We start from the raw sequence: 18,690 nt of genomic DNA, 5'->3' as shown, positions 1-18,690 counted from the left end.
AAATACTTGACTAATTGGTGCACCAATATAATAGTGAGCTGCGTCATACGCAAGAGTCGCACCGGGTCGACCGGACAGCGTGCGGGAAGTGGAGGACGGGTGGCGGGCGCAGCACCGACGGCAGTGGTGACCGGCGGCGGAAACGGTATCGGACGTGCTATTTCACGTCACTTGGCGGCGGCGGGCGCCGAGGTGATCGTGGTCGACATCGACGCCGACGCGGCGCGCCGCGCGGCCGACAGCATCGGCGCACGGGCAATCGCCTGCGATGTGTCCGACGAACGGTCGGTGGCTGAGCTGGCCGCCGCGATCGATGCGGTGGATGTGCTGGTGAACAATGCCGGCATCTGGCGATCGTCCACCTTGGACGACAGCACCACCGCCGAGGTCGACGACGTGCTAGGCACCAACGTCCGCGGCACCTGGTTGGTCACCCGCGCGCTGGTGCCCAAGTTCTCCCCCGGCGGCGGCGCGATCGTGAATCTCGCCTCGGTGCTGGCGCAGGTCGGTGCGGCCGGCCGCGGCATCTACCCGGCCTCCAAGGCCGCGGTGTTGGCATTGACCCGGCAGATGGCGGCGGAGTACGCAGACCGCAGGGTGCGGGTCAACGCGGTCGGCCCGGGGCTGGTCCTGACGGAGGGAACCGCCGGTGAGTTCGGTGATCCCGGCCTGCAGGAAGCCATCGGCGCCGCGATGCCACTCGGCAGGATCGGCACGCCTGAGGACATCGCCGCCGCGGTGGCGTTTCTGGCCTCGGATAACGCCGCCTACATCACCGGCCAGGTGCTCTACGTCGACGGTGGCTGGGCGATCAACGGCTCGGCGTTCATCGGCACGGCGGTCGAGCAGTACTTCACGCAGCTGGCTGCGGCCGGCCAATCCTCGGAGGCATCATGAGCGAGACCGGCGACCGGCGCCCCGGCGCGCCCGGTGAGGCGCGTTCGCCCGGGCTTACCGTGCAGGAAATACTGGCCACCGACACCCGCGAGGTGCCCAAGCCGCTGCTCGAGGAGTCCTACGAATTCCTGGGCTCCGACGACATCGACAAGCAGCGCTACATCAGCCAGGAGTTCCACTTCCGCGAAGTGGAGCGGTTGTGGAAACGGGTATGGCAGATGGCCTGCCGCGAAGAGGACATTCCCGAGCCGGGGGACTACGTCGTCTACGACATCGCCGACGTGTCGCTGATCGTGGTCCGCACCGCGGCCGGCGAGATCAAGGCCTATCACAACGCATGCCTGCACCGGGGCCGGCGATTGTGCGATGACTCCGGACACGCCAATCAGCTGCGTTGCCCGTTCCACGGCTTCACCTGGAACCTGGAGGGGGCGCTGACCGACGTGCCCTGCCGGTGGGACTTCCCGCACATCGATGACCAGAAGTTCGGGCTGCCCGAGGCGCTCACCGCGACGTGGGCCGGCTTCGTCTTCGTCAATCCCGATCGCGACGCGATCCCGTTGGCCGAATTCATCGGTGAGGCGGACCGGCACCTCGAGCCGTTCGGGCTGCAGGACCGGTTCAAAGCGGTGCATGTCGTCAAGGTCCTCGACTGCAACTGGAAGGTGGCGCAGGAGGCGTTCATCGAGTCCTACCACGTGATCGCGACGCATCCGCAGTTGCTGGAGTATCTGGGAGACTGCAACACCCAGTACGACATCTATCCGCGCTCCGACGGCCTGCCGGGATTCAACCGGATGATCACTCCGCAGGCCACCAGCAGCCCGCATCTGGGAGAACCGCTCGAACCCCAGGATGTGCTCGAGGCGATGTTCCGCGACTTCTACCCCGAGGGGGTCGGCAGCTTCACCGTGCCGGACGGCGAGGAGGCCCGTCCGGTGGTGGCCGAAGCGATGCGGGCCCAGTTGGCGGCCGCCACCGGAGCCGACCTGTCGAAGATCAGTGACAGCGAGATCCTGGATGCCATCGAGTATTTCGTGTTCCCCAACCTGGCCCCGTGGGCGGGGGTGGGCGCCCCGCTGACCTACCGATTCCGCCCGTTGGGCAACGACCCGGACCACTGTGTGTTCGACGTGATGATGCTGCTGCCGCTGCCGGCGGGCGTGCCGAAGCCCAAGGCGGCGCCGCCGCACGTGTTGGGGCCGGACGAAGACTTCAGCGCAGCACCGGAATTGGGCGGGCTGTGCGCGGTGCTCAATCAGGACCTGACCAACCTGGGCTGGGTGCAGCGCGGACTGAAATCCATGACCAAACCCGGTGTGACGCTGGCGAACTATCAGGAGAGCAGGATCCGCCAGTTCCATCGTGACCTCGACGCCTACCTGGACGCCGACACCTGACCGGCAGGGGCACTCTCAGCCCGGCGTCGACGCCGGCTGCCCGGTGAGCGCCCAGCGCAGGCAGCGCCGCAGGATGGTGCGGTACTCGGGGACGTTCCAGCTGCCCCGGTCCACCACGCCCAGGTCGTCGATGCCGAGATCGGCCAGGTCGTATCGGCCGCGGCAGTGCCCCAGGGTGAAGTAGCACACCGAGCCCGCGCCGTGCTGCTTGAGGTAGAGCACCGGGCGCGGTTCGTCGACGGTGGTGTGCCCCTCGGCGAAACCGGTGGATTCGCCGACGAATTCGGTGTGCGCCAGCACCTGCAACGGGGGGTGCAGCGCACTGATGTAGAGCTCGTCGGTGACCGTGAAGGGGCCGAGTCCCGCGGTGAACGGATGATCCGACGTGGACGGCCTGACGGTGTACGGGGCGATCGGCGGATGGCCCAAAAAGCGGCTCCCCAACAGCTCGGCCAGGTTGCCGCGCAGCGGCGGCGTGGAGAACAGGTGATCGGCGTCGGGCGCCGCGGGCACGATCGCGGAGTTGGTGGCGTGCAGCGCCAGCCACCGCCCGCCGCCGGCGAGGAATTCCGACAACGCCGCGCACTGCTGCTCCGACGGCATCACGTTGCAGGTGTAGGTGATGAGCGGATTGACCGACGAGAGCTGGCCGAGCTGCTCATAGTCCTGATAAACGCTGGTGTGAACGTCTTCGTAGGCCGCGAGCTCGCTGAGCAGCTCCAGGCGCGCGTAGTCGAAGTCGTGCCATTGGCCGCCGCACACCAGCGCAGCCTGGATGCGACGGGGCACGGCGTCAGAAGTCGAATCGGTTGGTGAAGGCGCCGTCGATCACCAGGTTGGTGCCGGTGATATGTCCGGCCACCGGCGACGACAGGAATGCCACCGCGTTGGCGACGTCATCAGCGGAGGCGAACTTGCCCAGCGCGGCCGCCGCCTGTGCGGCGTCGAAGAGGTCCGGAATGCCGGTCTTGATGGTGTCCCACACCCCGCCCTCGAAGTACACCGGCCCCGGTGATACCGCGTTGACTCGAATTCCCTTGGCGCCCAGCGCTCTGGCCTGAGCCGCCGCATGTTGGAGCATGGCCGCCTTCAGGGCGCCGAAGCTGTTCGCGGTCGGCAGGATGCCGGCTTCCAGGGCGGAGGTGCTGGCGATGGCGATCACCGAGGCGGAGTCGCTGGCCTCCAGGTGCGGGACCGCCGCCTCGATGAGTTCCACGAAGCTCATCAGATCGGTGTGGAAGTTGTCGGCCCACGCTGTGGGTCCCTCACCGACCGAGGCCGAGGCGCTGGCGACGACGATGTCGAGGCCGCCCAACGCGTCGGCGGTGTCCTGCACGAACGCGCGGACCGCCTCGGCGTCGCTGACATCGACCGGCTTGTGAAACACCGGGCCGTTCAGCTGTTCTGCGGCCGCGGCGAGTGCCTCTTCGCCGCGCGCGCAGATGCCCACCGACGCGCCTTCGGCCTGCAGGGTGCGCGCGATGGCGAAGCCGATTCCCCGGCTGCCGCCGGTGATCAGTGCGCGCTTGCCGGTGAGACGGAGATCCATCGCAGTGCTCCCTGCTGTCGGTGCCGCCGGGGGTGGGCCAGGCCGGACAGTATTGGTTGGTTGACCAATTAGTTTGTAACAGGCGTCACTGTCGGGGTCAATGAGTTTCGGGCCCACGCCGAACGCGGAGACCCGGGATTGTCCCGGGGGTTTGCCATGATGGTCAGGTGAGTGGCACGCGAGCGAAACCTGGTCCAGGGCGCCCAGCCGGCATCGACAGCGGCGACACTCGGCAACGGGTGATCGACGCGGCGTGTCGGTGTTTCGCCCAGTACGGGTACGGCACGGCGACCAACAGTCTGATCGCCGAACTGGCCGGTGTCACCGCGGGGGCCGTGTACTACCACTACGGGACCAAGAGCAAGCTCTTCGATGCCGTGTGCGAGGACGTGTACGGCAAGATCATCGCGCGGTCGGCGGAAGTCGCGATGGCCCAGCCGCTCTCGGTGCGCGGAGTGCTGCATGCGGTGCTGGGGGAGTCGATGCGGATCAACCATGAGTCGCCGACGCTGGCCGGGTTCGTCGCCACTGCGCCTATCGACGCGCGGCGTCATCCTGAACTCACCGAGGCCTTCGCGAAACAGGCCGTGGCCATGGCCGAGACGCTCACCGCAGCCGTGCGCCTTGGCCAGGATCACGGTCTGATCCCCGCCGACCGGGATCCGGCGGCGATCGCGCGCATGATCAGCGCCATCGTCGATGGATTCGCCCACGCGGCCGCGACCAGCAGCCCGGCCGACATGGACGAAATGACCGCCCTGTTCGACTTACTGCTGCTGGAGTCCGACGGATAGACCGCGCCTATATCGGGGCCGTTGACAGTGGTTCGTGACCGGTGTTACAAATTAATTATCGAACTAACTAATAGGGAGGCGTCGTGACCGGTTCGATCGCCGATTCCGGCGTGGACACCACCACCCTGACGCGAATCTTCACCACGGCCACCCGGATCAAACTCTGCGACGAGAAGTTCCGTTCGCTGATCCTCACCGGCCAGGTCAGCGCGCAGTACTACTCACCGCGCGGCCAGGAGATCATCCCCGCCTCGATCGGGGCGTCACTGGCCCCGAGCGACTACGTGGTCACCACCTACCGCGGCCTGCACGACCATCTGGCCAAAGGCGTTCCGATGCCGCAGTTGTGGGCCGAGTTCATGGGCAAGGCGACCGGGACGTGCAAGGGCAAGGGCGGGCCCATGCACATCACCCATCCGGCGTCGGGACTGATGGTCACCACCGGGATCGTCGGCGGCGGTCTGCCGATCGCGGCGGGCCTGGCCCTGGCCGCGCAACTGCGGGGCGAGGACCGGGTCACCGTGGTCAACTTCGGTGACGGCGCCACCAACATCGGGGCCTTCCACGAGGCGTGCAACCTCGCCGGACTGTGGAAGCTGCCGGTCGTCTTCTGCTGTCAGAACAATCGCTATGCAGAACACACCTCGTTCGAGGACGGCACCAGCGTGGAAAGGATCGCCGACCGAGCCGCCGGCTACGGCATGCCCGGAGTCCGGGTGGACGGCAACGACCCGCTGGCCATGTACGCGGCAGCCCGGGAAGCCATCGGCCGGGCTCGTGCCGGCGAGGGGCCCACCCTGATCGAGGCGATGACCTTCCGGTTCTACGGGCATCAGATGTCTGACAACAACGAATACATGAAACCGGGCGAACTCGACGCGGCGCGGGCTGCCGATCCCGTGCTGGCATTCCGGCAGTGGCTGATCGACAACGAGGTCTTGACGCCCGCCGAGATCGAGACCATCGAAACCGATGCCAAGGCCGAGATCGCTGCGGCGGTCGCATTCGCCCTGGACAGCCCCGAGCCCGACCTGTCCGAGGGTCTCACCGATGTGTACGAGGAGGAATTGTGATGACCGATTCCGCCGCGCCCACCACGCCGATGTCGGGCTTTCAGGCCGTGTGCAGTGCGCTCGACGATGCGCTCGCGCGCGACCCCTCGGTGCTGCTGCTCGGAGAAGACATCGCCGATCCCGGCGGTGGGGTGTTCAAGACCTCGGTCGGACTGTCCACCAAGTACGGCGCCCACCGGGTGCGGGCGACCCCGATCAGCGAACAGGCCATCGTCGGCGCGGCGATCGGCGCCGCCATCGCCGGGATGCGCCCGGTCGCCGAGATCATGCTGATGGACTTCCTGGCGGTCTGCATGGACCAGCTGTCCAATCATGCCGCCAAGTTGCGCTACATGTCCGGCGGTCAGACCACCGTGCCGCTGACCATCCGCTGTGCCGCCGGCGCCGGAATGCAGTTCGGCGCACAACACTCGGAGATGCTGGAAGCCTGGCTCACCCACATTCCCGGCCTCAAGGTCGTGGTCCCCAGCAACCCGGCCGACGCCAAGGGCCTGTTGACCGCCGCCATCTTCGACCCGGACCCCTGCGTGGTGGTCGAGCAGAGCCTGCTGTACTTCGGTCCGCCGCAACCGGTGCCGACCGGCCACCACGTGGTTCCGCTCGGACGTGCCGCAACAGTGCGGCCGGGCAGTGACATCACCCTGATCAGCTATGGCCGCCAGGTACATGACGCGGTGGCCGCGGCCGAGCAGTTGGCGCAGGAATCCATCGAGGCCGAAGTGATCGACCTGCGGTCCCTGGTGCCGCTGGACGAGACCGCGATCCTGGAATCGGTGTCGCGCACCCGGCATGCGGTGATCGTGCATGAAGCAGTGCGCCGCAACGGTTTCGGCGCGGAGCTTTCCAGCCTGATAACCGAGAACCTCTTCGATGAACTCGGCGCGCCGGTGCAGCGAGTGGCCGGAGCCAACACACCCATCCCGTTCGCCAAGGTGCTCGAAGACGCGTTCGTACCGAGTCGCGAGGAGATCGTCTCGGCCGTCAAGGCAACGTTGGCGCGGTCGCGGGCGGCTTCTCGGGCCAGGGGATAGCCGGTTGGTTCACGGGATTGCGCAATGCGCCCAGCAGGACAGCGCCGGTGTGGCCGTCACCGACGGGACCACGCAATGGACCTGGCCGCAGCTGAACTCGAACCTGAACCGCACCGTCAACTGGCTCACGTCACTGGGGATCGAACCGGGCCGGCGGGTCGCGGTACTGGCCGAGAACAGTGCCCACACCGCCTTGGCCCACCTGGCTGTCACCTACGCGGGACTGTCCGCGGTGCCGGTGAACTATCACCTGACCGCCGCCGAGGTCGGCTACATCCTGCGCGACGCCGCGGTGCACACCGTGCTGTGCAGCGCCCGCACGGCGGAGATCGCTCGGGCTGCCGACGCGGAAGTCCAGGTGGTGGCCTGGGGCGGGCCCGGGGTCGACGGCGTCGAGGACTTCGACAGGGTGGTCGGCGGGCACTGCGACGCCGAACCGCCGGCCGACATCCGGCCGGCCCGACCCCTTTACTACACCTCGGGGACCACCGGACTGCCCAAGGGCGTGGAACTGCCCGAGCAGATGTTCCCGACCGGTGAGTCGATGATCGATCACGTCGAGCGGGTCCGGGCAGCCAGATTCCGCACGCCGGGCAAGCATCTGATCGTCGCGCCGATGCACCACACCGGTCCGATCACCGGGGTGCGCGGACTGGTGACCGGCAGCCCGATCGTCATCGAGGCGAAGTTCGACGCCCAGTCGGCACTGGCCGCCATCGTCGCGCACCGCATCGAGACCACGATGATGGTGCCGACCCACTTCTCCCGGATGCTGGCACTGCCGCAACAGATTCGGCGGCGCTACGACGTGAGCAGTGTGCGCAGCATCATTCACACCGGGGCGGCGTGCCCGCAGCACATCAAGCGGGCGATGATCGAGTGGTTCGGCCCGGTGCTGGTGGAGGCCTACGGCTCCACCGAGGTCGGCACGGTCACCACCATCGACTCCCTCGAGTGGCTGGCCCACCCCGGTTCGGTCGGCAGGGCCCTGCCCGGCCTGGAGCTGAGCATCCGCGACGACGACGGCACGGTGCTGGCCGCGGGTCAGAGCGGCCTGGTCTGTGTGCGGTGGACCACCGGGCACCGCCCCCGCTATCACGGCGACCCCGTCAAGACCCAGCGCAGCTACGTCGCCGAGGGCGTCTTCGCGATCGGCGAGATCGGTTACCTCGACTCCGAGGGCTACCTGTACCTGACCGACCGCGCCTCCGACATGGTGGTCAGTGGCGGGGTGAACCTCTACCCGGCCGAATCCGAGGCGGCGCTGCGCAGCCACCCGAAGGTGCGCGATGTGGCCGTCATCGGCATTCCGCACGCCGACCTCGGGGAACAACTGTGCGCGCTGGTGCACGCCGAACCCGGAACCGACCCCGCGGAGCTCACCACCTGGTGCCGAGACCGGCTGGCGCACTACAAGTGCCCCAATCTGGTGGAGCTGGTGGACTTCGAGCTGCGCTCGAACATGGGCAAGGTGAACAAACGCGCGCTGCGCGAGCAGTATCTGGCCACCCGCGAGCTGGACCCGGTGCACCCCTGATGACCAAGTCCACCACCAAGGAGATCGACGCCACCATGTTCGGCTTCACGGACGAACACGCCGCGCTGCGAGAAGTGTTGCGCGAGTACTTCGCCGGCACGGCGGCCATCGGGCGCACCGTTCGCTGGCAGCGATTGCTCACCGAGGTCGGTGTGGACGATCTGCTGTTCGGCGACGCCTGCGAGACCGCTGTCGAGCTGGCCATCTTGGCCGAGGAGTCCGGGGCTGCGCTGTTCGACGGACCGCTGGTGTCGGCGGCCGCCCTGGGGTCGCTGGCCGAGGAACTCGACGGGGTGCGCGACGGTCGCCGGCTTCCCTGTGTGGCAGTGGCGCTGACCGGCCCGGGTGACCCGGCGGCGGACCATCCGTTCTGGGATTTCAGCGAGGCCGGCGTCGCGGTCGCGGGGCTCTCGGCGAACGGTGCGACAGTGCTCGGGGCCTACGACGGCGACGCGCTCGGACTGCGGGCGTGTTCGGTGCTGGACCCGTCACGGCCGTTGGGGCGCACCGACGCGGTGGCCGGGCCGACCCTGCGGGAATGGGACGCCGACGCGGTGATCGGGATGCGGCGACGCGCCGATCTGGTGCTGTCGGCCGAGCTGCTCGGAGTTGCCCAGCGCGTGCTCGACGGAACGGTCGACTACGTGGGCAGCCGGGTGCAGTTCGGCCGCACCGTCGGCTCGTTCCAAGCCGTCAAGCACCGGCTCGCCGACATCCTCGCCCAGGTGGAGCTGACCCGCTCGGCGGTCTACGGTGCGGCGTGGCAACTCGGTGCCGGTCCGGTCGGTGTCGCGGCCGAGGTGGATCTCGCGGTGGCCGCGGTGCTGGCCCGGCAGACCGGCGTCGAGGCGACCAAGGCCGCGATACAACTGCACGGTGGGATCGGAATCACCTGGGAGCACTGGGCGCACCGGTACCTGCGGCGGGCACACTCGGTGATCGCCCTGACCGGTGCCCCTGCCCAGCACAGGCGTCGACTGGCGACGCTGATCGACATGCGGGACGGTGCGCATGACTGAAAACGACGACTGGCGTTCGCAACTCGTTCGCGCCCAGTCGCACCTACCGGTGGAACATTTCGTTCCGCTCACCCTGATCGGCCCCGCCATCATCGACTGGGGCACCGATGACCAACGGCAGCGGTACCTGCCGGGCATCGCATCCGGGGAGGACATGTGGTGCCAGCTGTTCAGTGAACCGGGCGCCGGGTCGGATCTGGCCAGCCTGGCCACCCGGGCGGTCCGCACCGAGGACGGCCGCTGGATCGTCGACGGGCAGAAGGTGTGGAGCTCGTTCGCCGATATCTCGCGCTACGGAATGCTGTTGGCGCGCACCGATCCGGACCTGCCCAAGAACGCCGGGATCACCTGCTTTCTGGTCGACCTGCGCTCCCCGGGGGTTACGGTGCGTCCACTGCGCCAACTGACCGGCAGCGAGCACTTCTGTGAGGTGTTCCTCGAGGGCGTCGAGTTGACCGACGACACCATACTCGGACCGCTGAACGGCGGCTGGCGGGTGGCACTGTCCACCTTGACGGCCGAACGGTCCGGGCTCTCCGGCGATTCGGCCGCCAGCGGGGTGGAGTTGAACCCGGTGCTGGCACTGGCCCGCAGCAGCGGAGCGTGGTCACACGAGGTCACCCGCGACCGACTGACGGCCCTGATCGCCACCGAACGGGCACTGACCCTGACCAACCTGCGATTCGAGGTCTGCCCGGACGACAAGGGCTCGATCACCAAACTCCTGCAGTCGGAACTGTCCCAGCGCATCAGCGAGCTTGCGTTCGAGATCGTCGGCCCCACAGGCGCTTACTGGGACGGCGACGCCGAACCGATGCCCACGCACGCGCTGCTGGACAGCCGCCGGCTCACCGTCGCCGGCGGCACCTCGGAGATCCAGCGCAACATCATCGCCGAGCGGGTGCTCGGTCTGGACCGCGAGCCCGATCTCGAACGGGGCCGCCCCTGGCGTGAACTGCGGCGAGGCTGACGTGCCGACGATCACCGTCAAACCGTCTGGCGCGCAGTTCCCCGCGGCGGAGGGACAGACCATCATGGCCGCGGGTGAGGCCGCGGGCTATCGCTGGCCCACCCTGTGCGGCGGCAACGGAGAATGCCTGGTCTGCCATGTGGAGGTGCTGGAACGCCCGGAGCGGCTGGCGCCGCCCAGCGACACCGAAACCACAGCGGTACAAGGCCTCTTGGGGGATCGCGGTGGTCGTGGCCAGCACGTCCGACTGGCCTGCCAGGCCGCGGTGCATGGCGACGTGGTGGTGCTCAAACGCGGGGTGCGCCCCCGCAAGACGCAACCCGAGACAGGAGACGAGCCGGATGAGCGCTGAGGTCATCGACACCGACATCATCGAGTTCAGCGACGGCCGGCTGCGGCTGCTGGGCGGCCGGTGCGGGAGCTGCGGTGAGATCGCGTTCCCGCGCCAGGACAGCTGCGGCAGTTGCGGAGCCGACGGTGTCTCGGGGATCCGGCTGGCCGACCGCGGTGTGCTGTGGAGTTGGACCATCCAGCGCTTCCCGCCACCGAGCCCGCCCTATGTGCCCACCGAGGACGACTTCACTCCATTCGGGCTGGGTTATGTCGAACTGCCCGGCGAGGTGATCGTGGAGACACGACTGACCTGCTCTGATCCCGACCAGCTGCGCATCGGAATGCCGATGCGGTTGACCGGCATCGAGGTGCCGACCGAAACAGGCGGGGTCGCGACGACTTTCGCCTTCGCTCCGGCCGACGAGGGAGACACCGATGAGTAATGAGGTCGCGATAGTCGGGATCGGTTGTCGACCGTTCGGCCGTTACCTGGACACCACCGCACGCAAGGAGGCGGTGCGAGCCGTTCGGATGGCCCTCGCCGACGCCGACCTGAGCTGGTCGGACATCGACTACGCGGTGGGTGGCAGCATGGACGCTGGCTCGGCCGACACCCTGGTCGCCGACCTCGGCCTCACCGGCGTCCCGTTCGTCAATGTGTTGAACGGCTGCGCGACGGGCACCAGCTCTCTGGTCTGTGCGGTGCAGGCGATCGCGGCGGGGGCCGCCGAGACCGCTCTGGTGGTGGGATTCGACTCCCATCCGCGCGGCGCGTTCGCCATCCGGCCCGAGGCCCTCGGCCTGGGGCAGTGGTACGGCACCACCGGTCTGGCCATGACCTCCCAGTTCTTCGCTTTGAAGATCCAGCGCTATCTGCACGAGCACGCGCTTCCCGAACGACTGCTGGAAGCGGTTGCCAGCAAGGCTTTTCGCAACGGTGCGCTCAATCCCAACGCCTGGCGGCGCAAGCCATTGTCGGAGGCCGACGTGCGCAATTCGATGATGCTGTCCGACCCGCTGCGCCAGTACATGCTGTGCTCGCCCGGAGATGGCGCCACCGCGCTGGTGCTGTGCAGTGCCGAGCGCGCCAAACGCCACCGCGCCGACCCGGTGTACATCGCCGGCACCGCCGTGCGGACGCGGCGCCCCGGTTCGTTCGAGGTGCTCAGCCCGTCGCTGTCGGTGCGGCGCGGGGTGAGTCCCAGCGTGGACGCCGCAGCGGCCGCATTCGAAGCGGCCGGCATCGGTCCCGCTGACGTCGACGTGGCCCAACTGCAGGACACCGACGCCGGCGCGGAGATCATTCATCTGGTCGAGACCGGCCTCTGCGAACACGGTGCGCAACTCGACCTGTATGACACCGGGGCCACCGAGTTGACCGGGCGACTGCCGGTCAACACCGACGGCGGCTGCCTGGCCAACGGCGAGCCGATCGGTGCCTCGGGGCTGCGGCAACTCCACGAAAACGTCCTGCAACTGCGCGGCCAGGCGGGCCCCCGCCAGATCGGCGGCACACCCCGGGTCGCCTTCTCCCACGTCTACGGCGCGCCGGGGCTCAGCGCGTGCACCGTGCTGACCCGGTGATCGGAGGAACCGTGAAAGTCACCGTCAACGAGGACCGCTGCGTCGGACACGGGATATGCGAATCCATCGCACCCGACCTCTTCGCCGTCGGCGACGACGGACTCTCCCATGTGCTGGTCGACGACATTGGCGAAGACCGGCGAGAGGCTGCCGCCAAGGCGATCGCGGCCTGCCCGAGCCAAGCGCTGAACAGCACCGAATAGGAAGGCCACGATGGACATCCGAATGCCCAAACTCGACGTCACGATGACCGAAGGCATCTTCATGGGATGGCTGGTTCCCGACGGACACCCCGTGGCCGAAGGCGAAGACCTCTACACCGTGGGCACCGACAAAGTGGAGACCGACATCCCGGCGCCCTGTGCCGGCGTGCTGCGCCACGGCGCCGTCGAAGCCGACGAAAAATACCCGGTAGGCACTCAACTGGGTGTCATCGAATGAACGGAGACAGCCATGGCTAGTCCGCGGTTCCGCGAAAGTCCCTTCCTCACCGGGCATCACCAGCCCAACCGGATGGAAGTCAGCGCGCCGGACCTGTTCATCGAGGGCGAGCTGCCCGACGATCTGGCCGGGGTGTTCTACCGCAACGGCGCCGAACCGCTGTACCCGCCCACCGACGAGGACTACCACTGGTTCGACGGCGACGGCATGGTCTACGCCTTCTTCATCGAAGATGGCCGGGTATCGATGCGCAGCCGCTGGGTGCGTACCGAGAAGCTGGAGCTCGAACTCAAGCACGGACGGCGACTGTTCGGAGTGCTGGAAAACCCCGCGACCACCGACCCGATTGCGCGGGGCACCCGCTACAACACCGCCAACACCAACATCATCCTGCACGGCGGACGCCTGCTGGCCCTGATGGAAGGCGCGCCTCCGGTCCGGTTGGAGCCCCGGACGCTGGACACCATCGGCGAGGAGCACTACGGCGGGGTCATCACCACCACGTTCTCCGCGCATCCGACCGTCGACTACGCCACCGGCGAACTGATCAACATCGGTTCGGTTCCCCACCGCCCGGGCGCTGAGCCCGAGATCCACTACGAGGTGGTGGACTCCGACGGGAACCTGCTGCGCTACGAAGTGATCCCGATCCCGCACCAGACGTTGATGCACACCTTCTTCGTCACCGAGAACCACGTCGTCTTCCCGGTGACGCCACTGGACATCAGTGTGCAACGGGCGATGTCGGGCGGCCCGATGGTGGCGTGGGATCCCGACCGCCCCACCAAACTCGGCGTCATGCCGCGCTCGGGGACGGCCGCCGACGTCCGCTGGTTCGAAGCCGCTCCCCGGCACATGATGCATCAGGCCAACGTGTGGGAACAGGACGGCCGCATCATCGCCGATGTGGCGGCCGCCGAGGGGACCGCGCTGTTCCCCGACATTCACGGCAACCGCCGCTCCCACCGCGAAACCCAGCAGAGCCTGCGCCGGTGGACCATCGACCCGGCGGCCGGCACCGATGTGGTGGTCGAAGAGATACTCAGCGAGCACGACATTCAGTTCCCGCGGCCAGACGATCGACTGATGACCCGGCCGAGCCGCAACGTCTACGCCAACAGCAACCTGTACTCGGTGGACGGCCGCGCCGACGGCATGGACGCGGTGCTTCGGGTCGACACCGCGACCGGTGCGGAGGACGTGTACCACTTCGGAGAGGGTGCCGCCGCCGGCGAGCTCATCTTCGCCCCGCGCGTCGGTGCTCGTGACGAATCAGACGGGTACGCGGTGACTTTGGTTCACCAAGCGGGCGCCGCCGAGACCGAGCTGGTGGTCTTCGACGCGCAGAGCCTGTCGAGTGGACCACTGGCCCGGGTGCGCATCCCCTTCCGCGTCCCGAGCGGATTCCACTGCAACTACTACAGTGCCGACAGCCCGCTGTACCGGCAGGCACTGGGGTAGCCGCGATGGCCGCCATGCTCGAAATCCGCAACCCGGCCGACGGTCTGGTGGTCGGCAGCGTCCGCGACGAGCCGTCGACCGTGGTCGCCGAAACCGTCGCCGCGCTGCGCGAACTGCAACCGGAGTGGGAGGGCCTCGGGGTAGACGGACGCGCCGAATGGCTGTTGCGGCTGCAGGATTGGCTGATCGACAATGCCTCCCGCCTGACTGATTTGGTGCAGGCCGAGACCGGCAAGACCCGGTTCGACGCCGACATCGAAGTCCCCGCGGCGATCGACCTGGCCAAGTACTGGGCGCGCAACGCAGGCGGGTTCCTCGCCGACGAGCGACCGGCACCGCACAGTCCGATCGGGATGACGAAGCGACTGATCACCCGATACCGGCCGTATCCGGTGGTCGGCATCATCACGCCGTGGAATCTGCCGTTGCTCAACCCCTGCTTCGACGCCTTCTCAGCGCTGATGGCCGGCTCCACGGTGCTGGTGAAACCGTCGGAGGTGACACCGCTGAGTGCATGCGAACTGGCCCGCGGATGGGCGGAGATCGGCGCCCCTCCGGTGCTGCGGGTGCTGACCGGAGCCGCGGAGACCGGGCGCGCGGTGGTCGATGCGGTGGACTTGGTGCAGTTCACCGGATCGACGGCAACCGGTCGCGCGATCGCCGCCGCCTGTGGCGACGCCCTGAAACCCTGCAGCCTGGAACTGGGCGGCAAGGACCCGGCGATCGTGCTGGCCGACGCAGACCTCGACCGGACCGTTGCCGGGATCGTCTACGGGGGTCTGTTCAACTCCGGGCAGGTCTGCATCTCGGTGGAACGGGTCTACGTCGAGGCTCCCGTCTACGACCGGTTCGTGGCACTGCTGGTGGAGCAGGTCCGCGCGCTGCGTCAGGGTCACGACGACCGCGGATACCGCTTCGACATCGGCGCCATGGCCACGCCGGCCCAGCGCGACATCGTGGCGCGGCATGTCGCGGATGCGGTCTCGCGAGGGGCGCGGGTTCTGTGCGGCGGCAAGGCATCCGACACAGGCGCATTCTTCGAACCCACCGTCCTGGTCGATGTCGATCATTCGATGACCTGCATGACCGAAGAGACCTTCGGTCCGCTGCTGCCGGTGATCAAGGTCGCCGACGCCGACGAGGCGGTCCGGTTGGCCAACGATTCGGACTACGGACTCTCCGCCACCGTGTGGTGCGGCGACCGGCAAGTCGGTGAGCAGGTGGCACGGCGACTCGAGGTCGGGGCGGTCAACATCAACGATGCGTTCGCGAACCTGATGAACTTCGCCGTGCCGATGGGCGGCTGGAAGACATCCGGGCTGGGCGCCCGCTTCGGCGGTGCGGCGGGCATACGCAAATACTGTCGCCAACAAGCCATTCTGGTGCCCCGCGGTCCGGCGCTGAAACGTGAGCCGCTGTGGTACCCCGCCTCCAAGCACCGGGCGCGGCTGGTGACCACACTGATGCGTATCTTCGACGGACGGGGCAGGCGGCGATTCTTCGCCAAGAGAGGATCTTGATGGAGTCCACATTGTCACGGGTCCCCACCGGACTGTTGCTCGGCGGACACGACAGCGCGGCGGCGGGCGCCCGCCGTTTCGCGGTGGCCAACCCGGCCACCGAGGAGATCCTGCTCGAGGTCGCCGACGCCGGACCCGACGATGCGGCGCGAGCTCTCGACATCGCTGCGCAGGCGCAGCCGCACTGGGCTGCCACGCCACCGCGGCAGCGAGCTGAGATCCTGCGACGCGCATACGAACTGGTCGAACGCAGCCGGGACGACTTCGCGCGGCTCATCACGCTGGAGATGGGCAAGCCGCTGGCGGAGAGCCACGCCGAGGTCACCTACGGCGCCGAGTTCCTGCGCTGGTTCAGCGAGGAGGCGGTGCGGATCAACGGCCGTTACACCGCCGCACCGGCGGGCAACGGCCGCATCCTGGTGACCAAACAGGCGGTCGGGCCGGTTCTGGCCATCACGCCGTGGAACTTTCCCCTGGCGATGGGCACCCGAAAGATTGCCGCCGCCGTGGCCGCCGGTTGCACCACGATCATCAAACCGGCGCCCGACACCCCGCTGACCACGCTGCTGCTGGGTTCGGTGCTGGCCGAAGCCGGTCTGCCCGACGGGGTGCTGTCGGTGTTGCCGACCACCGACGCGGCGGCCCTGGTCGCGCCCCTGTTCGCCGACCGCAGACTGCGCAAGCTGACGTTCACCGGGTCTACGGCGGTCGGCAAGAGCCTGCTGGCCCAAGCTGCCGGCCGGGTGCTGCGGACCTCGATGGAACTCGGGGGCAACGCCCCGTTCGTGGTGTTCGCCGACGCCGACGTCGACGCGGCCGTCGAAGGCGCACTGGCCGCGAAGATGCGCAACGGTGGGGAAGCGTGCACCGCCGCCAACCGCATACACGTGGACAATGCGGTGCGCGAGGAGTTCACCGAGAAGTTCACCGCCCGCATGGCGAAGTTGACCCTGGGCGACGGGACACACCCCGGCGTCGATGTCGGGCCGCTGATCAACGAGCGCCAGCGGGCCAAAGTCGCGGAACTGGTCGACGACGCGGTCGGAAAGGGTGCGGCCCTGCTGTTGGGCGGGCAACCTGCGCCCGGCCGCGGCCATTTCTACCCGCCGACCGTGCTGACCGAGATTCCCTCCGATGCCCGGCTGCTCGCCGAGGAGGTGTTCGGGCCGGTCGCGGCGATCGTCGGATTCGACGGGGAAGCCGCCGGGGTTGCCGCGGCCAACGCCACCGAATTCGGTCTGGCCGCCTACATCTACACGCGGGACCTGGATCGGGCCCTGCGGGTGTCCGGGCAGATCGAATCGGGGATGGTCGGGGTCAACCGCGGCATCATCTCCGATGCCGCGGCGCCGTTCGGCGGGATCAAGGAGTCCGGTCTGGGCCGCGAGGGCGGCGGGGAGGGAATCGAGGAGTACCTCGAAACCAAGTACATCGCGCTGACCTGAGCGGCGCGCCCGCACGGATCGCCGGAACTCAGGACTCTTGCCAGGTCGGCAGCAGCCCGGCGGCGCGGACCTGCGCCAGCGTCGGCGCGCCCGCATCCCGGTCGGAGAGCAGCACCGGGTGATCGGTCGGCCAGTCGATCCCGATCGCCGGGTCGGTGGCACAGATGGTGTGCTCGCGCTGGGGATCGTATTCAGCTGAACACAGATACATCACCGTCGAATTGTCTTGCAGTGCAAGGAAACCATGCGCCAGCCCGGCGGCAAGATAGACCGAGCGACGATTCTGGGCATCCAGTAGTACGGCATCCCAGCGGCCATAGGTGGGGGAGCCGATCCGGATGTCGACCACGACGTCGAAGATCGACCCCGACACGCAGGTGACGTACTTGGCCTGTCCGGGCGGCACCTGAGCGAAGTGCAGGCCACGCAAAACCCCGGCGCTCGACACCGAACAGTTGGCCTGGCGCAGGTCGAAACGGTGGCCGGCGAACGCGGTGAACTCGCGGTCGGTGAACCACTCGAAGAACACGCCGCGGGAATCGGCATGCTGGGTCGGGGTGAGCTCCCATGCCCCCGGGATGGCCAACTCGCGCGCGTTCACCTCAGCGCCCCAACTGCGCGTAGCGGGCCTCGGCGGCCTCTTTCAACGGGGCCCACCAGGATTCGTTGGCGCGGTACCAGTCGATGGTCTCGCGCAGGCCGGCCTCGAAGTCGGTGTGTTCGGGCTTCCAGCCCAACTCGTCGCGCAGGGCCGACGGGTCGATCGCGTAGCGCAGATCGTGACCGGGTCGGTCGGTGACGTGATCGAAGTCGTCGGGGTCGTGGTCCATCAGTCGCAGGATGGTCTGCAGCACACTGCGATTGTCGCGCTCGCCGTCGGCGCCGATCAGGTAGGTGCGCCCGATATGGCCGCCGGTCATGATCTGCCAGACCGCACTGTTGTGGTCGTCGACGTGAATCCAGTCGCGGACGTTGGCGCCGCTGCCGTACAGCTTGGCCCGGCGCCCGGTGAGCAGGTTGGTGATCTGGCGCGGGATGAACTTCTCCACGTGCTGATAGGGGCCGTAGTTGTTGGAGCAGTTCGAGATCGTCGCGCGAACCCCATAGGAGCGCACCCAGGAATGCACCAGCAGATCGGCGGCGGCCTTGGTCGAGGAGTACGGGCTGGACGGGTGATACGGCGTCGTCTCGGTGAACCGGCGCGGGTCATCGAGCGCCAGATCGCCGTAGACCTCATCAGTGGAGATGTGGTGCAGCCGGACCCCGCGGGCGCGCACCGCCTCCAGCACGGTGAAGGTGCCGATCACGTTGGATCGCAGGAACGGCTCCGGGTCGGCCAGCGCGTTGTCCACATGGGTTTCGGCGGCGAAGTGCACCACCGCATCGGTCTCGGGATCCAGGTCGGCGACCAGGGCGGCGACCAGTGCGGCATCGGTGACGTCGCCCTGCACCAGACGGAACCGGCCGGCCTGGGAATCCAGGTCAGCCAGCGATTCGCGGGTGCCGGCGTAGGTCAGCGCGTCCAGCACGGTGATCGTGGTGTCGGGGCGCTGCGCGAGCGTGCTGTGCACGAAGTTGGTGCCGATGAACCCGGCGCCACCGGTTACCAGCAGGTGCATAGCACTACAGGTTATGC

The 18,690-nt window shown here is 68.0% G+C and carries 20 protein-coding genes; 16 read left to right on the top strand and 4 right to left on the bottom strand.

Annotated elements, in window-relative coordinates; genetic code table 11:
• Nucleotides 1–99 precede the first annotated feature (99 nt).
• A complete protein-coding gene (locus AWC18_RS08195) occupies nt 100–897 on the top strand; it encodes an SDR family NAD(P)-dependent oxidoreductase (RefSeq protein WP_085138364.1) in 798 nt (265 codons plus the stop codon).
• Nucleotides 894–2,297, top strand: a complete 1,404-nt coding sequence (locus tag AWC18_RS08190; RefSeq protein ID WP_085138363.1) for an aromatic ring-hydroxylating oxygenase subunit alpha — start codon at nt 894–896, stop codon at nt 2,295–2,297. The genes AWC18_RS08195 and AWC18_RS08190 overlap by 4 nt, the downstream gene beginning before the upstream one ends.
• A 15-nt stretch (nt 2,298–2,312) precedes the next feature.
• Here the strand turns inward: AWC18_RS08190 and AWC18_RS08185 are convergent, their stop codons facing one another.
• Nucleotides 2,313–3,086, bottom strand: a complete 774-nt coding sequence (locus AWC18_RS08185) for a ThuA domain-containing protein (protein ID WP_085138362.1) — start codon at nt 3,084–3,086, stop codon at nt 2,313–2,315.
• Nucleotides 3,087–3,090: 4 nt separating this feature from the next.
• Nucleotides 3,091–3,846 (bottom strand): SDR family NAD(P)-dependent oxidoreductase, encoded by a 756-nt coding sequence (locus tag AWC18_RS08180; RefSeq protein ID WP_085138361.1) that lies wholly within the window; start codon nt 3,844–3,846, stop codon nt 3,091–3,093.
• 167 nt (nt 3,847–4,013) lie between these two features.
• Here AWC18_RS08180 and AWC18_RS08175 point away from each other — a divergent pair, with 167 nt between their 5' ends.
• The 14 genes from AWC18_RS08175 (at nt 4,014) to AWC18_RS08110 (ending at nt 17,054) form a co-directional block, all read left to right on the top strand.
• Nucleotides 4,014–4,640 (top strand): TetR/AcrR family transcriptional regulator, encoded by a 627-nt coding sequence (locus AWC18_RS08175; protein WP_109560023.1) that lies wholly within the window; start codon nt 4,014–4,016, stop codon nt 4,638–4,640.
• An 83-nt stretch (nt 4,641–4,723) separates the two neighbouring features.
• Nucleotides 4,724–5,713 carry a thiamine pyrophosphate-dependent dehydrogenase E1 component subunit alpha gene (locus tag AWC18_RS08170; RefSeq protein WP_234806464.1) on the top strand — a complete coding sequence of 330 codons (990 nt, stop codon included), beginning with the start codon at nt 4,724–4,726 and terminating at the stop codon, nt 5,711–5,713.
• Nucleotides 5,713–6,744 carry an alpha-ketoacid dehydrogenase subunit beta gene (locus AWC18_RS08165; RefSeq protein WP_085138359.1) on the top strand — a complete coding sequence of 344 codons (1,032 nt, stop codon included), beginning with the start codon at nt 5,713–5,715 and terminating at the stop codon, nt 6,742–6,744. The genes AWC18_RS08170 and AWC18_RS08165 overlap by 1 nt, the downstream gene beginning before the upstream one ends.
• A 4-nt stretch (nt 6,745–6,748) precedes the next feature.
• Nucleotides 6,749–8,281 carry an AMP-binding protein gene (locus tag AWC18_RS08160; RefSeq protein ID WP_085138358.1) on the top strand — a complete coding sequence of 511 codons (1,533 nt, stop codon included), beginning with the start codon at nt 6,749–6,751 and terminating at the stop codon, nt 8,279–8,281.
• The gene (locus AWC18_RS21970) at nt 8,281–9,300 is read left to right on the top strand and encodes an acyl-CoA dehydrogenase family protein (protein ID WP_234806463.1); all 1,020 of its coding nucleotides are present in this window, start codon (nt 8,281–8,283) and stop codon (nt 9,298–9,300) included. Before AWC18_RS08160 ends, AWC18_RS21970 begins: the two co-directional genes overlap by 1 nt.
• Nucleotides 9,293–10,270, top strand: a complete 978-nt coding sequence (locus AWC18_RS08150) for an acyl-CoA dehydrogenase family protein (RefSeq protein ID WP_085138357.1) — start codon at nt 9,293–9,295, stop codon at nt 10,268–10,270. Before AWC18_RS21970 ends, AWC18_RS08150 begins: the two co-directional genes overlap by 8 nt.
• A 1-nt stretch (nt 10,271) precedes the next feature.
• Nucleotides 10,272–10,622 carry a 2Fe-2S iron-sulfur cluster-binding protein gene (locus tag AWC18_RS08145; RefSeq protein ID WP_234806462.1) on the top strand — a complete coding sequence of 117 codons (351 nt, stop codon included), beginning with the start codon at nt 10,272–10,274 and terminating at the stop codon, nt 10,620–10,622.
• On the top strand, nt 10,612–11,046 hold the full coding sequence (locus AWC18_RS08140; RefSeq protein WP_085138356.1) for a Zn-ribbon domain-containing OB-fold protein: 435 nt from the start codon (nt 10,612–10,614) through the stop codon (nt 11,044–11,046). Before AWC18_RS08145 ends, AWC18_RS08140 begins: the two co-directional genes overlap by 11 nt.
• Nucleotides 11,039–12,187, top strand: a complete 1,149-nt coding sequence (locus AWC18_RS08135) for a thiolase family protein (RefSeq protein ID WP_085138355.1) — start codon at nt 11,039–11,041, stop codon at nt 12,185–12,187. The genes AWC18_RS08140 and AWC18_RS08135 overlap by 8 nt, the downstream gene beginning before the upstream one ends.
• A complete protein-coding gene (locus AWC18_RS08130) occupies nt 12,184–12,390 on the top strand; it encodes a ferredoxin (RefSeq protein WP_234784384.1) in 207 nt (68 codons plus the stop codon). The genes AWC18_RS08135 and AWC18_RS08130 overlap by 4 nt, the downstream gene beginning before the upstream one ends.
• A gap of 10 nt (nt 12,391–12,400) precedes the next feature.
• Nucleotides 12,401–12,628: a lipoyl domain-containing protein gene (locus AWC18_RS08125; protein ID WP_064997061.1), complete on the top strand. Its 228-nt coding sequence runs from the start codon at nt 12,401–12,403 to the stop codon at nt 12,626–12,628.
• A gap of 12 nt (nt 12,629–12,640) precedes the next feature.
• The gene (locus AWC18_RS08120) at nt 12,641–14,089 is read left to right on the top strand and encodes a carotenoid oxygenase family protein (protein WP_085138354.1); all 1,449 of its coding nucleotides are present in this window, start codon (nt 12,641–12,643) and stop codon (nt 14,087–14,089) included.
• Between the two features lie 5 nt (nt 14,090–14,094).
• The gene (locus AWC18_RS08115) at nt 14,095–15,609 is read left to right on the top strand and encodes an aldehyde dehydrogenase family protein (RefSeq protein WP_085138353.1); all 1,515 of its coding nucleotides are present in this window, start codon (nt 14,095–14,097) and stop codon (nt 15,607–15,609) included.
• Nucleotides 15,609–17,054, top strand: coding sequence for an NAD-dependent succinate-semialdehyde dehydrogenase (locus AWC18_RS08110; RefSeq protein WP_085138352.1), 1,446 nt, complete (start codon nt 15,609–15,611; stop codon nt 17,052–17,054). Before AWC18_RS08115 ends, AWC18_RS08110 begins: the two co-directional genes overlap by 1 nt.
• A 28-nt stretch (nt 17,055–17,082) precedes the next feature.
• On the opposite strand, the gene rfbC is transcribed toward AWC18_RS08110, so the two are convergent.
• Together rfbC and rfbB are read right to left on the bottom strand one after the other, a co-directional pair.
• The gene (rfbC, locus tag AWC18_RS08105; protein ID WP_085138351.1) at nt 17,083–17,655 is read right to left on the bottom strand and encodes a dTDP-4-dehydrorhamnose 3,5-epimerase; all 573 of its coding nucleotides are present in this window, start codon (nt 17,653–17,655) and stop codon (nt 17,083–17,085) included.
• A gap of 1 nt (nt 17,656) precedes the next feature.
• On the bottom strand, nt 17,657–18,673 hold the full coding sequence (rfbB, locus tag AWC18_RS08100) for a dTDP-glucose 4,6-dehydratase (RefSeq protein WP_085138350.1): 1,017 nt from the start codon (nt 18,671–18,673) through the stop codon (nt 17,657–17,659).
• Nucleotides 18,674–18,690 lie beyond the last annotated feature (17 nt).

This window comes from Mycolicibacter nonchromogenicus, assembly GCF_002101775.1.
GTDB lineage: Bacteria > Actinomycetota > Actinomycetes > Mycobacteriales > Mycobacteriaceae > Mycobacterium > Mycobacterium nonchromogenicum.
The sequence above is the reverse complement of the archived record's forward strand: the minus strand, read 5'-3'. Positions and strand labels throughout refer to the sequence as shown.

Coding starts and splice junctions, on each gene's coding strand:
- AWC18_RS08190 (WP_085138363.1), top strand. CDS start 894: ATGAGCGAGACCGGCGACCGGCGCCCCGGCGCGCCCGGTGAGGCGCGT.
- AWC18_RS08180 (WP_085138361.1), bottom strand. CDS start 3,846: ATGGATCTCCGTCTCACCGGCAAGCGCGCACTGATCACCGGCGGCAGC.
- AWC18_RS08165 (WP_085138359.1), top strand. CDS start 5,713: ATGACCGATTCCGCCGCGCCCACCACGCCGATGTCGGGCTTTCAGGCC.
- AWC18_RS21970 (WP_234806463.1), top strand. CDS start 8,281: ATGACCAAGTCCACCACCAAGGAGATCGACGCCACCATGTTCGGCTTC.
- AWC18_RS08150 (WP_085138357.1), top strand. CDS start 9,293: ATGACTGAAAACGACGACTGGCGTTCGCAACTCGTTCGCGCCCAGTCG.
- AWC18_RS08140 (WP_085138356.1), top strand. CDS start 10,612: ATGAGCGCTGAGGTCATCGACACCGACATCATCGAGTTCAGCGACGGC.
- AWC18_RS08135 (WP_085138355.1), top strand. CDS start 11,039: ATGAGTAATGAGGTCGCGATAGTCGGGATCGGTTGTCGACCGTTCGGC.
- AWC18_RS08125 (WP_064997061.1), top strand. CDS start 12,401: ATGGACATCCGAATGCCCAAACTCGACGTCACGATGACCGAAGGCATC.
- AWC18_RS08120 (WP_085138354.1), top strand. CDS start 12,641: ATGGCTAGTCCGCGGTTCCGCGAAAGTCCCTTCCTCACCGGGCATCAC.
- AWC18_RS08115 (WP_085138353.1), top strand. CDS start 14,095: ATGGCCGCCATGCTCGAAATCCGCAACCCGGCCGACGGTCTGGTGGTC.
- AWC18_RS08110 (WP_085138352.1), top strand. CDS start 15,609: ATGGAGTCCACATTGTCACGGGTCCCCACCGGACTGTTGCTCGGCGGA.
- rfbB (WP_085138350.1), bottom strand. CDS start 18,673: ATGCACCTGCTGGTAACCGGTGGCGCCGGGTTCATCGGCACCAACTTC.